General features: G+C 70.9%; 14 protein-coding genes. 2 read left to right on the top strand and 12 right to left on the bottom strand.

All coding sequences use genetic code 11. From position 1 onward, the window contains the following. The first annotated feature begins 94 nt into the window (after positions 1-94). Positions 95-814: a fumarate/nitrate reduction transcriptional regulator Fnr gene (fnr, locus tag QM782_RS18600; protein ID WP_415204373.1), complete on the top strand. Its 720-nt coding sequence runs from the start codon at positions 95-97 to the stop codon at positions 812-814. Here the strand turns inward: fnr and QM782_RS18595 are convergent. From QM782_RS18595 to QM782_RS18555, 9 genes are all read right to left on the bottom strand, one after another. Next, complete coding sequence (locus tag QM782_RS18595; RefSeq protein ID WP_415204372.1) at positions 792-1061, bottom strand: hypothetical protein; 270 nt, start codon at positions 1059-1061, stop codon at positions 792-794. The genes fnr and QM782_RS18595 overlap by 23 nt on opposite strands. Before the next feature lie 18 nt (positions 1062-1079). Next, complete coding sequence (locus tag QM782_RS18590; protein ID WP_415204371.1) at positions 1080-1340, bottom strand: nitrogen fixation protein FixH; 261 nt, start codon at positions 1338-1340, stop codon at positions 1080-1082. Positions 1341-1351: 11 nt separating this feature from the next. Then, entirely contained in the window at positions 1352-2773 is a 1422-nt protein-coding gene (gene ccoG / locus QM782_RS18585; RefSeq protein WP_415204370.1) for a cytochrome c oxidase accessory protein CcoG, read from the bottom strand. Positions 2774-2813: 40 nt separating this feature from the next. Further along, positions 2814-3713, bottom strand: a complete 900-nt coding sequence (gene ccoP, locus QM782_RS18580) for a cytochrome-c oxidase, cbb3-type subunit III (RefSeq protein ID WP_415204369.1) — start codon at positions 3711-3713, stop codon at positions 2814-2816. 24 nt (positions 3714-3737) lie between these two features. Further along, entirely contained in the window at positions 3738-3875 is a 138-nt protein-coding gene (locus QM782_RS18575; RefSeq protein ID WP_415204368.1) for a cbb3-type cytochrome oxidase subunit 3, read from the bottom strand. A 15-nt stretch (positions 3876-3890) separates the two neighbouring features. Continuing rightward, positions 3891-4514: a cytochrome-c oxidase, cbb3-type subunit II gene (gene ccoO, locus QM782_RS18570; RefSeq protein ID WP_415204367.1), complete on the bottom strand. Its 624-nt coding sequence runs from the start codon at positions 4512-4514 to the stop codon at positions 3891-3893. A gap of 28 nt (positions 4515-4542) precedes the next feature. Next, positions 4543-5979, bottom strand: coding sequence for a cytochrome-c oxidase, cbb3-type subunit I (gene ccoN, locus QM782_RS18565; protein ID WP_415204366.1), 1437 nt, complete (start codon positions 5977-5979; stop codon positions 4543-4545). Between the two features lie 78 nt (positions 5980-6057). Beyond that, positions 6058-6219 carry a cbb3-type cytochrome oxidase assembly protein CcoS gene (gene ccoS / locus QM782_RS18560; protein ID WP_415204365.1) on the bottom strand — a complete coding sequence of 54 codons (162 nt, stop codon included), beginning with the start codon at positions 6217-6219 and terminating at the stop codon, positions 6058-6060. Continuing rightward, on the bottom strand, positions 6219-8579 hold the full coding sequence (locus QM782_RS18555) for a heavy metal translocating P-type ATPase (RefSeq protein ID WP_415204364.1): 2361 nt from the start codon (positions 8577-8579) through the stop codon (positions 6219-6221). The genes ccoS and QM782_RS18555 overlap by 1 nt, the downstream gene beginning before the upstream one ends. 106 nt (positions 8580-8685) lie before the next feature. Between QM782_RS18555 and QM782_RS18550 the strand changes: the two genes are divergently transcribed. Next, positions 8686-9129, top strand: a complete 444-nt coding sequence (locus QM782_RS18550; RefSeq protein WP_415204363.1) for a universal stress protein — start codon at positions 8686-8688, stop codon at positions 9127-9129. A 43-nt stretch (positions 9130-9172) separates the two neighbouring features. Here the strand turns inward: QM782_RS18550 and QM782_RS18545 are convergent, their stop codons facing one another. Genes QM782_RS18545 through QM782_RS18535 form a run of 3 tightly spaced genes read right to left on the bottom strand, consistent with a single transcriptional unit; the run spans position 9173 to position 13199 of the window. Then, positions 9173-10723, bottom strand: coding sequence for a malonate--CoA ligase (locus QM782_RS18545; protein ID WP_415204362.1), 1551 nt, complete (start codon positions 10721-10723; stop codon positions 9173-9175). Positions 10724-10753: 30 nt separating this feature from the next. Beyond that, positions 10754-11749: a Bug family tripartite tricarboxylate transporter substrate binding protein gene (locus QM782_RS18540; RefSeq protein WP_415204361.1), complete on the bottom strand. Its 996-nt coding sequence runs from the start codon at positions 11747-11749 to the stop codon at positions 10754-10756. Between the two features lie 43 nt (positions 11750-11792). After that, positions 11793-13199, bottom strand: coding sequence for a malonyl-CoA decarboxylase (locus QM782_RS18535; protein WP_415204360.1), 1407 nt, complete (start codon positions 13197-13199; stop codon positions 11793-11795). Positions 13200-13339 lie beyond the last annotated feature (140 nt).

Here is a 13339-nt window from a genome sequence, read left to right as displayed (position 1 = left end):
ACTGTGCCGCGGTAGAACAATCCCGTGCTTGACCATGATCAAGCGCCGTCACAATCGGTTTTGAGACAATTTGCGCTAGGTCAGAAAGGACGCCATGAACCCACTCGCCGTCAAAGTCGCCTGTTCCAACTGCAATCTGCGCGAACTGTGCATGCCGATGCAGCTGGACCAGCAGGAGCTCGCGCGCATCGACGAGGTCGTCGCCACGCGCCGCTCCATCAAGCGCGGCGGGACGCTGTTCCACAACGGCGAGAAGTTCAGCTCGCTCTACGCGATCCGCACCGGCTTCTTCAAGACCACGGTGGCCACGGCCGACGGGCGCGAACAGGTCACCGGCTTCCAGATGGCCGGCGAGATCATCGGCCTGGACGGCATCGTCAACGACCGGCACAGCTGCGACGCCGTGGCGCTGGAGGATGCCGAGGTCTGCGTGATGCCGTTCGACCGGCTGGAAGAGCTCTCGCGCGAGGTCAACGCGCTGCAGCACCACGTGCACAAGATCATGAGCCGCGAGATCGTGCGCGAGCACGGCGTGATGCTGCTGCTGGGCAGCATGCGCGCCGAGGAGCGCGTGGCGGCCTTCCTGCTGAACCTGGTCAAGCGCCTGCACGCGCGCGGCTTCTCGCGCAGCGAGCTGATCCTGCGCATGACGCGCGAGGAGATCGGCAGCTACCTGGGCCTGAAGCTGGAGACCGTGAGCCGCACCTTCTCCAAGTTCGTCGACGAGGGCATCGTCGAGGTCAAGCAGCGGCACCTGCGCATCCGCGATGCCGATGCGCTGCAGCGCATCGTCAATCCACAGGTCTGCCATTGAGCCGCGCCGCGCCGCGGTTGAGCTCCGCCGGCGTCAGCGCCAGCAGCGCCGTCATCGCGCAGGCGCCCATGCACACCAGCCAGAAGCCGAAGAAGGTGGCGGTGTAGACGGCCATCGGCGACCATTCCAGCGCGCGGCCCAACCAGTGCAGGTCGTGCGGGTCGATCAGCGCGAACACCAGCATCTCCAGCACGCCCGCGGCCAGGAAGGCCGGCCAGGCGATCCACATCAGGCGTTGTCCCCACATGGCGGCGGCCCCTGCCCTTCAGCGCGCGGCCGGCACGCCGCCGGTGGCCGCGTGGTTGCGGCCCTGCATGGCCGGCTGGTGGTCGAACGACTGCTCGGCGGCCTGCGCCGCGGCGGGGTCCTGGACCACCGGGTCGGCGCCCTGGAACGCGATCACGGCCGTCACGATGCCGGCCACCACGACCGCCGCCGGCCCGGCGATGACCATCCAGACCATGCCGTGGCGCCACCACGGGCGGGCGGCGACGGGGGCCTGCAGTGCTTGCTGCGGAACTTGCATCCGAATCTCCTTCATCGCGGTACCAGGAATACCGACTTCTCGCGCACGGCACCGTCGCCCGACAGCATGCGCAGTTCGAACCGGATCGGGTGCGAGCCGCTGGCCGCGCCGCCGTGGGGCAGCTGCAGCCGCACCGCGACCCAGCGCGAGGCCGTGGCATCGACCTCGATCTCCGGCTCGGACACGACGGACAGCCCCGGCAGGCCGGTGGCGCCGATCGCGAAGCGCTGCGGCGCCTCGGTCGCGTTCATGATCTGCAGGCGGTAGACGTTCTCGATCGCGCCGCCGGCCACGATGCGGGCCATGGCGCCGCGGTCGCGCACCACGTCGACCTTGAACGGCGTACGCAGGGCCAGGCTGGTCAGCAGCGCGATCGAGATCGCCAGCAGCACCGCCGCGTAGACCAGCACGCGCGGGCGCAGCACGCGGCGCCAGATCTGCGCGCGGCTCCAGCCCTGCTCCTGGCCCCGCTGCGTGGTGAACTTGATCAGCCCGCGCGCATAGCCCATCTTGTCCATCACGCCGTCGCACACGTCGGCGCAGGCGCCGCAGCCGATGCACTCGTACTGCAGGCCCTTGCGGATGTCGATGCCGGTCGGGCAGACCTGCACGCACAGCGTGCAGTCGATGCACGAGCCCAGGCCGCGCGCGGCCGGGTCGGCGTTGCGCGGCCGGCTGCCGCGCGGCTCGCCGCGCGCCTCGTCGTAGCTGACGACCAGCGTGTCGCGGTCGAACATCGCGCTCTGGAAGCGCGCGTACGGGCACATGTACTTGCAGACCTGCTCGCGCAGGAAGCCGGCGTTGCCGTAGGTGGCGAAGCCGTAGAACAGCACCCAGAAGGTCTCCCACGGCCCGAGCCGCGTGGTGATGAAGGACATCGCCAGCTCGCGGATCGGCGTGAAGTAGCCGACGAAGGTGAAGCCGGTCCACAGCGCGAACATGATCCAGACGATGTGCTTGAACCACTTCTTGACCAGCTTTTCCATCGACATGCCGCCGGCGTCCAGCTTCATGCGCGCGCCGCGGTCGCCCTCGATCTTGCGCTCGATCCACAGGAAGATCTCGGTGTAGACGGTCTGCGGGCAGCTGAAGCCGCACCACAGCCGCCCGGCCACGGCCGTGAACAGGAACAGCGACAGCGCCGAGATCACCAGCAGCCCCGACAGGTAGATGAAGTCCTGCGGATACAGCACCAGGCCGAAGATGTAGAAGCGCCGCGCCTCCAGGTCGAACAGCACGGCCTGGCGGCCGCCCCACTGCAGCCAGGCCAGGCCGTAGAACAGCAGCTGGGTCGCCCAGACCAGGGCCCAGCGCCAGTTCTGGAAGTAGCCGGTGACGGTGCGTGGATAGACCGTCTTGTGCGCCTCGAACAGCGAGACCAGCTCGGCCTCGCCTTCGGGCTTGATCGGGACGATCTTGCGCGGGGTGTTCATCGTGGCTGGCCGCCGGTCTGCGCCGGACGGCTCGTGTGGATCACTGGTGGCTCAGGCCCCAGACGTAGGACGCCAGCACGCGGATCTGCTCCGGCGTGAACTTGCCTTCCTGCGCCGGCATCTGGTTGGTCTTGCCGTTGTTGATCATGGCGACGATGGCGTCCTCGCCCCAGCCGTGCAGCCAGACGTCGTCGGTCAGGTTGGGCGCGCCCAGCAGCGGGTTGCCCTTGCCGTCGCTGCCGTGGCAGGCCGCGCAGACCATGAACTTGGACTTGCCGAGCGCCGCGCGCACCGAGTCGTGCGGGCTGCCCGACAGGCTCAGCACGTAGTGCGCGACGTTGCGCACGTCGTCCGGCGAGCCGACGGCGGCGGCCTGCGGCGGCATCACGCCCATGCGGCCCTTGGTGACGGTCTCGATGATCTTGTCGGGCTCGCCGCCGTACAGCCAGTCGCCGTCGGCCAGGTTCGGGAAGCCCTTGCTGCCGCGCGCGTCCGAGCCGTGGCACTGCGCGCAGTTGTTCATGAACAGCCGCTCGCCGATGGCCATGGCCTGCGCGTCCTTGGCGATCTCGGGCACGGGCATGTCGGCGTACTTGGCGTAGATCGGCGCGGTGGCTTCCTGGTGCTTCTTGACCTCGGCGTCGTGCTCGCCGACGGAGGTCCAGTTCAGCGAGCCGGGCGCGGTGCCCAGGCCGGGGTACATCCACAGGTAGGCCAGGCCGAACACGACGGTGATGACGAACAGCCACACCCACCAGCGCGGCAGCGGGTTGTTCATCTCGCGCAGGTCGCCGTCCCAGATGTGGCCCGTGGTGTTGTCGCCGCTCGGCGAGACCTTGGCCTTGCCGGCCGCCCACAGCAGGAGGGCGCAGCCGATGATGCCCACCAAGGTCACGGCCGTGATCGCAATCGACCAGAAGCCGCTCGTGAAGTCGCTCATGATGTTCTCTCGTTCGCGTGGGGTTCAGTCCTGCTCGAACGGCAGGCGGGCGGCTTCGTCGAAAGCCTGGCGGTTGCGGCGCGACCAGGCCCAGGCCCAGATGCCGATGAAGGCGGCGAGCGACAGCACGGTCGCCACCGAGCGCAGGGTGTTGATGTCCATGGCGTCCTCCCTCCTCTACTTCACGGCCAGGCCGAGCGATTGCAGATAGGCGATGGTGGCGTCCATCTCGGTCTTGCCCTTCACGTCCTCGGCGGCCTTGGCGATCTCCTCGTCGGTGTAGGGCACGCCGACGCGGCGCAGCGCGCGCATGTTGGCCTGCAGCTGGGCGCCGTCGATGCCGTTCTTCTCCAGCCAGGGATAGGCCGGCATGTTGGATTCCGGCACCACGTCGCGCGGGTTGACCAGGTGCACGCGGTGCCATTCGTCGTTGTACTTGCCGCCCACGCGGTGCAGGTCCGGACCGGTGCGCTTGCTGCCCCACTGGAACGGGTGGTCGTAGACGAACTCGCCGGCCAGCGAGTAGTGGCCGTAGCGCAGCGTCTCGGCCTGCAGCGGGCGGATCATCTGCGAGTGGCAGTTGTAGCAGCCCTCGCGCAGGTAGATGTCGCGCCCGGCCAGCTGCAGCGCGGTGTAGGGCTTGACGCCCTCGATCGCCACCGTGGTGGAGCGCTGGAAGAACAGCGGCACGATCTCGACCAGGCCGCCGACGACCAGCACCAGCAGGATCAGCACGATCATCAGGAAGTTGCTGGTCTCGATCTTCTCGTGGGTCGAGGGCTTTTCAATGTTCTGCGACATGGCAGTGGGTTCCTCTTCTTCTTGGGACTCAGTGGGCGGAGGCCGGCTGCGGAATCACCACCGTGGCCGGGCGCGCCGAGGCCATGGTCATGAACATGTTCCAGGCCATCACCACCATGCCGAACAGGTACAGCAGGCCGCCCAGCAGGCGCACCGCGTAGAACGGGAAGGTGGCCTTGACGGATTCGGCGAAGGTGTAGGTCAGCGTGCCGTCGGGGTTGACCGAGCGCCACATCAGGCCCTGCATCACGCCGGCGATCCACATCGCGGCGATGTACAGCACGATGCCGATGGTGGCGGTCCAGAAGTGCAGCTCGATGGCCTTGACGCTGTGCATCTGCTTGCGGCCGAACAGGCGCGGGATCAGGTAGTACAGCGAGCCCATGGAGATCAGGCCGACCCAGCCGAGCGCGCCGGAGTGCACGTGGCCCACGGTCCAGTCGGTGTAGTGGGACAGGGCGTTGACGGTCTTGATCGACATCATCGGGCCCTCGAAGGTGCTCATGCCGTAGAACGACAGCGAGACGATCAGGAAGCGCAGGATCGGGTCGTCGCGCAGCTTGTGCCAGGCGCCCGACAGGGTCATGATGCCGTTGATCATGCCGCCCCAGCTGGGCGCCAGCAGGATCAGCGAGAACACCATGCCGACCGACTGCGTCCAGTCCGGCAGCGCGGTGTAGTGCAGGTGGTGCGGGCCGGCCCACATGTAGGTGAAGATCAGCGCCCAGAAGTGCACGATGGACAGCCGGTAGCTGTAGACCGGGCGCTCGGCCTGCTTGGGAATGAAGTAGTACATCATCCCGAGGAAGCCGGCCGTGAGGAAGAAGCCCACGGCGTTGTGGCCGTACCACCACTGCACCATGGCGTCCTGCACGCCGGCGTAGGCCGAGTAGCTCTTCCAGAAGCTGGCCGGCACGGCCGCGCTGTTGACGATGTGCAGCAGCGCCACGGCGATGATGAAGGCGCCGTAGAACCAGTTGGCCACGTAGATGTGGCGCACCTTGCGGGTGCCCACGGTGCCGAAGAACACCACCGCGAACGCCACCCAGACCAGCGCGATCAGGATGTCGATCGGCCACTCCAGCTCGGCATATTCCTTGCCGGAGGTGTAGCCCAGCGGCAGCGTGATCGCCGCGGCCACGATGACCAGCTGCCAGCCCCAGAACGTGAAGGCCGGCAACCAGCCGCCGAACAGCCGCGTCTGGCAGGTGCGCTGCACCACGTAGTAGGCCGTGGCGAACAGCGCGCAGCCGCCGAAGGCGAAGATCACCGCGTTCGTGTGCAGCGGCCGCAGCCGGCCGTAGCTGAGCCACGGGATGCCCAGGTTCAACTCCGGCCAGGTCAGCTGGGCGGCGATGATCACGCCCACCAGCATCCCCACCACCCCCCACACCACGGCCATGACGGAAAACTGACGCACTACGGCGTCGTTGTAGACCGCGGCCTGGCCACTCGACTGTTTCATCGTCGCCTCTCTTCTGAACGCACTTACAGAACTGCCCGGCAGTGTCGGACGGCGCCGACAAAGCCGCTTTGACGCATGTCAATCGCCGGCGACCGGCCGATCCTCCGCGGCGCGCAGGATGCGCTCGCCTTCGGCCTCGATGTCCTCGAACTGGCCGCGGTCGATGGCCCACCACAGTCCGCCCAGGATGAAGAACACCAGCACCACGGACAGCGGGATCAGCAGGAACAGGATGTCCATCAGGAATGCTCCGGCAAGGGGCGCGGCAGCCGCACCGGCGCCGTGCCGGCCGGCGGCACGGGCAGCGCGGCGGACAGGCGCAGCGCGTTCAGCACCACCAGCAGCGAGCTGGCGGCCATGCCCAGGCCGGCCAGCCAGGCCGGCATCCAGCCGGCGATCGCCAGCGGCACGCTGACGGCGTTGTACAGCGCGGCCCAGGCCAGGTTCTGGCGGACCACCGCCATGGTCCGGCGCGCCAGCGCCAGCGTGTCGGCCACGACCATCAGCGCGCCGCCGGGCGCCACGAAGTCGGCCTGCGCCTGCGCCAGCGGCACGGCATGGCCGAACGCGAACGACACGTCGGCGCCGGCCAGCACCGGCCCGTCGTTCAGGCCGTCGCCGACCATGGCGCTGTGCCGGCCCTGGCGCTGCAGCTCGCGCAGCGCCTGCAGCTTGTGCTGCGGCGAGCAGCCGCCGCGCGCCCCGGCGATGGACAGCTGCGCGGCCACGCGCGCGACGGCGGCGCCGGCATCGCCGGACAGCAACTGCACGGCCAGCCCCATGTCCCGCAGCCGGCCCACGGTGGCGGCGGCGTCGGCGCGCAGGTCCTCGTGCAGCACGAAGGAGGCGACCACGCCCCGCTCGTCGGCCAGCCAGACCGTCATGTCCTGCTGGGCCGGCGCGTCCACGCCGCAGTGCGCGGCCGAGCCCAGCCGCAGCACGCCGGGCCAGGGCCAGCCGTTGCGCGTGAGCCGGCCGGACAGGCCGCGGCCGGCCTCCTCGGCCAGGTCGCAGGCCTGCCACTGCTCCTCGCTCGGCCCCTGGGCACCGGCCGCCGCCAGCGCGCGCGAGGCCGGGTGCAGCGAATGGCGCGCCAGCGCCGCGGCCATGGCCAGCGCCTGGCTCTGGTGCACGCCGGCGCGGGTGTGCACCGCGCCCAGCGCCAGCGCGTCGCGCGTCAGCGTGCCGGTCTTGTCGAAGACCACGGTGTCGACCCCGGCCAGCGCCTCCAGCGCCTGCAGCCGGCGCACCAGCACGCCGCGGCGCGCCAGCGCCCCGGCCGCGGCCAGCATCGCCGCCGGCGTCGCCAGCGACAGCGCGCACGGGCAGGTGACCACCAGCACCGCCACCGCCACCATCAGCGCGTGGCCGGGATCGTGGCGCCACCAGAACAGGCAGGCGCCCACGGCCGCCAGCAGCACCGCCAGCAGGAACGGCCGGGCGATGCGGTCGGCCAGCAGCGCCAGGCGCGGGCGCGAGCGCGCGGCCTCGTCCATCAGCGCGGCGATCTCGGCGAAGCGCGTGTCGGTACCGGCGGCCGTGACCTGCACGCGCACGGCCGCCGCCAGGTTGTAGCTGCCGGCCAGCACCGGCGCGCCGGGCCCGCGCGCGACCGGGCTCGACTCGCCGGACAGCAGCGCCTCGTCCACCAGCGTCTGGCCGTCCAGGATGCGAGCATCGGCCACGAAGGCCTCGCCCGGGCGCACGTGCAGCACGTCACCCACCGCCACGCGGTGCGCGGCCACCTGCTCGCGCGTGCCGTCGGCGCGCTCGCGCTCCACGCCGTCGGGCAGGCGCTGCAGCAGCATGTCCAGCGCGCCGCCGGTGCGGTCGCGCAGCCGCGTCTCCAGCCAGCGGCTGCTGAGCAGGAAGAACACGAACATGGTCAGCGAGTCGAAGTACACCTCGGCGCCGAAGATGCCGTCGGGCTCGAAGGTGCCCCAGGTGCTGACCAGGAAGGTGATCAGGATGCCCAGCGTGACCGGCGTGTCCATGCCGACGCGCCGCCGCCGCAGGTCGCGCAGCGCGGCGCGGAAGAACGGCCCGCACGAGAACAGCATGACCGGCAGGCTCAGCACCCAGGAGGCCCAGCGCAGCAGCGCCTGGGCGTCGGCCGAGATCTCGCCCGGCGCGGCGGTGTACGCGGGATAGGCGTACATCATCACCTGCATCATGCACAGCCCGGCGACCAGCCAGCGCCACAGCATCCGGCGCGCGTCGCGCCGGCGCTCGGCACGCACCGCCAAGTCGGCCAGCGGCACGCCGCGGTAGCCGGCCGCGCGCACGGCGTCCAGCCACTGCGAGGGTCGCGCCTGGCCGGCGCGCCAGACCACGCGCGCGCGCCGGCTGGCCGCGCCGACCTCGGCCGACAGCACGCCGGGCACGGCACGCAGCGCCTCCTCCACCGTCAGCGCGCAGGCGGCGCAGGTCATGCCCTCCACCGCCAGGCTGGACTCCCAGACACCCTCGCCCTGTTGCGCGGCCGGGCGGCTGAACGCGGCCCATTCCCCGGGATCGTCGATCCACGCCAGGCCGCCGGGTCCGGGCGCGCCGTCCGCGCGCGCAGCAGAGGCGCCTGCCGCAGGAAGACTTGCTTGCATGGCCGCCAGCGTACGCAGGGGCGGCCGTCCGTGCCTTGACGTGGATCAATGCAAAACCCGCCGGCAGAACTATTCTGGAATCGTTCACAACACGGGAGCACACCACATGTACCAGCACATCCTCGTCGCCACCGACGGTTCCGAACTCTCTCAGAAGGCCGTGAGCAGCGCACTGGCGCTGGCCGCCAAGCTGGGCGCTTCCATCACCGCCGTGAAGGTGGTGCCGCCCTATCCGCAGAGCTACTTCGACGGCGCGATGGCGCTGGACATGCAGGAAGTGGCGCGCACCGAAGAAACCTGGACCGCCGCCGCCATGAAGGAACTGCACGCCGTGCAGGCCACGGGGCAGGCGCAGGGGGTCACCGTCCACCCGGTGGTGGTCCGCTCGGACCAGGTGTCCGAGGCGCTGATCTCGGCCGCGCAGAAGCACAACTGCGACCTGATCGTGATGGCCTCGCACGGCCGCCGCGGCATGACCCGCCTGCTGCTGGGCAGCGAGACGCAGCACGTGCTGACGCACTCGCACATCCCGGTGCTGGTGCTGCGCTGACGGCGCGCCGGGCCGGCCACCGCCCTCGCGGCGCCGCCGGCCCTCAGGCGAACAGCGCCTTGTACTGTTCGCGCAGCAGGTTCTTCTGCACCTTGCCCATGGTGTTGCGCGGCAGCGCTTCGACCACGAAGGCGCGCTTGGGGATCTTGAAGTTGGCCAGCTGCTGCTTGAGCCGGGCCAGCAGCGCCTCGCCGTCCAGCGCGGCGCCGGGCCTGGCGATCAGCACGGCCACGCCGACCTCGCCGAAGTCCGGGTGCGGCACGCCGACCACGGCGCTCTCGGCCACGCCCGGCATCTCGTTCAGGAAGCCCTCGATCTCGGCCGGGTAGACGTTGTAGCCGCCGCTGATGATCAGGTCCTTGCTGCGGCCGACGATGGTCACGTAGCCGTCGGCGTCGATGCGGCCGACGTCGCCGGTCTTGAAGAAACCGTCTGCGGTGAATTCCTCGGCCGTCTTCTCGGGCATGCGCCAGTAGCCCTGGAACACGTTGGGGCCCTTGACCTGGATGCCGCCGACCTCGCCCGCCGGCACCGGCTGGCCGGCGTCGTCCACCACGCGCAGCGCCACGCCCGGCAGCGGAAAGCCGACCGTGCCGCCGCGGCGTTCGCCGTCCTCGGCGCGGTAGGGGTTGGAGGTCAGCATCGCGGTCTCGCTCATGCCGTAGCGCTCCAGGATGGTGTGGCCGGTGCGCTGCTGCCAGTCGCGGAAGGTCTCGATCAGCAGCGGCGCCGAGCCCGAGATGAACAGCCGCATGTTGCGCACGGCCTCGCGCGTCAGCGCGGGCTCGGCCAGCATGCGCACGTACAGCGTGGGCACGCCCATGAACACCGTGGCCTCGGGCAGGCGGGCGATCGCGGCCCGGGGGTCGAACTTGGCCATCCACAGCATCTTGCTGCCGTTCAGCAGCGCGCCGTGCAGCGCGATGAACAGGCCGTGCACGTGGAAGATCGGCAGCGCGTGCAGCAGCACGTCGCCCGGCCTCCAGCCCCAGTAGTCCTTCAGCACCCGGGCGTTGGACAAGAGGTTGCGGTGGCTCAGCATCGCGCCCTTGCTGCGGCCGGTGGTGCCGCTGGTGTAGAGGATGGCGGCCAGGTCGTCGCCGCCGCGCGCCACGGGTTCGTGCCGGTCGCTGCAGTGCGACGCGCGCTCCAGCAGCGTGCCCGAGCGGTCCTCGCCCAGCGTGAACACGTGGCGCGTGCCGGCCTGGAACGCGATCTGGCTGACCCAGCCGAAGCTGGCCGGGCTGCAGACCACCACGGCCGGCTCGGCATTGCCGATGAAGTAGGCGATCTCGGCGCTCTGGTAGGCCGTGTTCAGCGGCAGGAACACGTGGCCGGCGCGCAGCGTGGCCAGGTACAGCATCACGGCCTCGACCGACTTCTCGACCTGCACCGCGATGCGCGAGGCCGGCGGCAGCTCCAGCGCCGCGAACAGGTTGGCGATCATGGCGCTGGCGCGCTCCAGGTCGCGCCAGCTGTAGCGCAGCGGCGCGCCGCCGGGCTCGGTGGCGTCGATGGCGACCTGGTCGAGGTCGGCCGGGAAGGCCGCGCGCAGCGCGGCGAACAGGTTCTGGGTGTCGGTGGTGTAGCTCATCTCGGAAGCACTCGCGGGTTCAACCTGGGTTCAATCGATCTTCGCGCCCGCGGTCTTGACGACGCCGGCCCAGCGCCGGATCTCGCTGCCGACGAAGCTGCCGAACTCGGCCGGCGTCAGCGCGCCGAACTCGGCGCCGTTGCTGGCCCAGACCGCCCGGATCTCGTCGGCCGCCTCGGCACGGCGGAACTCCTCCACGATGCGCGCCTGCACCGGCGCCGGCGTGCCACGCGGCGCCCACAGACCGTACCAGGTGGTCACGGTGTAGTCGGGCAGCCCCGCCTCGGCGGCGCAGGGCACGTCGGGCAGCGACGGGTTGCGCCTGCCGCCGGAAACCAGCAGCGGCTTGATGCGTCCGGCCTTGATGTGCGCGGCCGAGGAGCCCAGGCCGTCGAACATCAGGTCCACGTTGCCGGCGATCAGGTCGGCCAGCGCCGGGCCGGCGCCACGGTACGGGATGTGGGTGATGAAGGTGCCGGTCTGCTGCTTGAACAGTTCGCCGGCCAGGTGGTGCGAGGTGCCGGCGCCGGCCGAGGCGTAGTTGAAGCGGGCCGGGTTGCGCCGCACCAGCTCCAGGAAGCTGCCGATGTCGCCCGCCGGCACCCGCCTGGGGTTCACGACCACGACCTGCGGCACGTTGGCCAGCAGCAGCAGTGGCACGAAGTCCTTTTCCAGGTCGTAGTCCAGCCGGGGATACACCGACGGCGCGATCGCATGGTGCACCGCGCCCATGAACAGCGTGTAGCCGTCGGGCGGCGCCTTGGCCGCGGCGCTGGCGCCCACCGTGCCGCCGGCGCCGCCCTTGTTGTCGATCACCAGCGTCCGGCCGGTGAGCTTGGCGAACTGCGCCGACAGCGGGCGCGCGAAGGCGTCGGTGCCGCCGCCGGCCGGGAACGGCACGATCAGCGTGACGGGCTTGGCCGGCCAGGCGGCGTCGGCCCGGGCGCCGCGCGCGGCCAGGCCGGCCGGCAGGGCGGCGGCGGCCGCGAACCGCAGCGCCCCGCGGCGGGTGATCGGAGTGTCCATGCGTCTCGTCTCCTTCTTACCTGCTTGCTGGAATGGCGGCCGCTCACAGCAGCAGCCGCTCGACCTCCGACGACAGCGGAATGCGGCCCGCCAGCGTCATGGCCCGGTGCTTGTCGAGCCGGCGCAGATCGTACAGATAGTTGACCATCAGCCCGCAGGACTGCTTCAGGCCCTTGGGCGAGGGGTCGCCGGCCCAGTTCAGCCGCTCCACGCGCGCGCCGTTGCCCAGATGGAAGCGCGCCACCGGGTCCAGCGGCCGGCCGTCGTCCAGCTCGCGGCCCAGGTACTGCGCGGCGCTGCGCAGCAGGAACTGGCGCACGGGCGACTTCTCGTCCAGCGCCAGCGCGCGCTCGGCCGCCGCCGGCACGGACTCGCCGCCGAGCGCGCGGTCCAGCTCGGCGCGCAGCCGTTCGGGCAGGCGCGCGCGCATGGCGTCGGCGTTCTTCGCCAGCCAGCCCCGAAAGCCCGGGATCGGCGACAGCGTGGCGAACTGCCGCAGCTGGGGAAACTCCTCGCGCAGCGTCTCGACCACGCGCTTGATCAGCGAATCGCCGAAGCTCACGCCGCGCAGGCCCGCCTGGGTGTTGCTGATCGAGTAGAAGATCGCCGTCGTGGCCTTGGCGATGTCGTCCACGGCGGCCTGCTCGTCCAGCAGCGGCGCGATGCCGGCGGCCAGGTGGTCGATCAGCGCGACCTCGACGAAGATCAGCGGCTCGTCCGGCAGCCCCGGGTGGAAGAAGCCGTAGCAGCGCCGGTCGCTGTCGAGCCGGTTCTTCACGTCGGCCCAGCTGCGGATGTCGTGCACCGCCTCGTACTGGATCAGCTTCTCGATCAGCGAGGCCGGCGAATCCCAGCTGATGCGGCGCAGCTCCAGGAAGGGCACGTCGAACCAGGTCGAGAACAGCGCCTGCAGCTCGGCGTCCAGCGGCAGCAGCCAGCGCTCGCCCTTGAGCTGCGGCAGCAGCTCGGCGCGCAGGTCGACCAGGAAGCGCAGCCCCCCGCGGTCGACCGCGAAGCGCTGCAGCACCCGCGTGCGCGGCGAGACGAAGGCGCTGCGCAGCCGGATCTCGGCGGCGCCCTGCTCGGGCGTACCCAGCGCCGCGTCGTAATGCGCGCGCGCGGCGCGCACCTCCTCGGCGTCGGGCGCGAAGCGGTCCACCAGCAGCAGCCACAGGTCGCGCCGCTCCGCGGCACCGGCGCCGGCGTACCAGGCCATGACCTGGCGCGCACGGCGGCCGGCCTCGACCTCGCTGACGTGCGGATCGGCCACGCCCTGCAGCTGGGCCAGCAGCCGGCGCAGCGCGCTGGGCGTCAGCGCCTCGGGCTCGCGGCGCAGCGTCGCGCGCAGCCGCTCGGCCAGCGGCCGCGGCGCATCCGGCGCGGCCGGGGCCGGCCGCGCTGCCGGCTTCAGCAGCGCCAGGCTGCGGGCGAACCAATCGGCGGCATTCATGGAACGGACCTTCTGCGGATCGGGATCGGGTGGACGGGCCGGGGCGCCAGGCGCCCGAGCGGCGATTGTGGTCCAGCCCGGGTGCCGCGCCATGCCCCGCCGGCAGCGCCCGGCGCCGGCCCGGCGCACCAGCCGCCACA

Source organism: Pseudorhodoferax sp. (assembly GCF_047601025.1).
GTDB lineage: Bacteria > Pseudomonadota > Gammaproteobacteria > Burkholderiales > Burkholderiaceae_C > Pseudorhodoferax.
The sequence above is the reverse complement of the archived record's forward strand: the minus strand, read 5'-3'. Positions and strand labels throughout refer to the sequence as shown.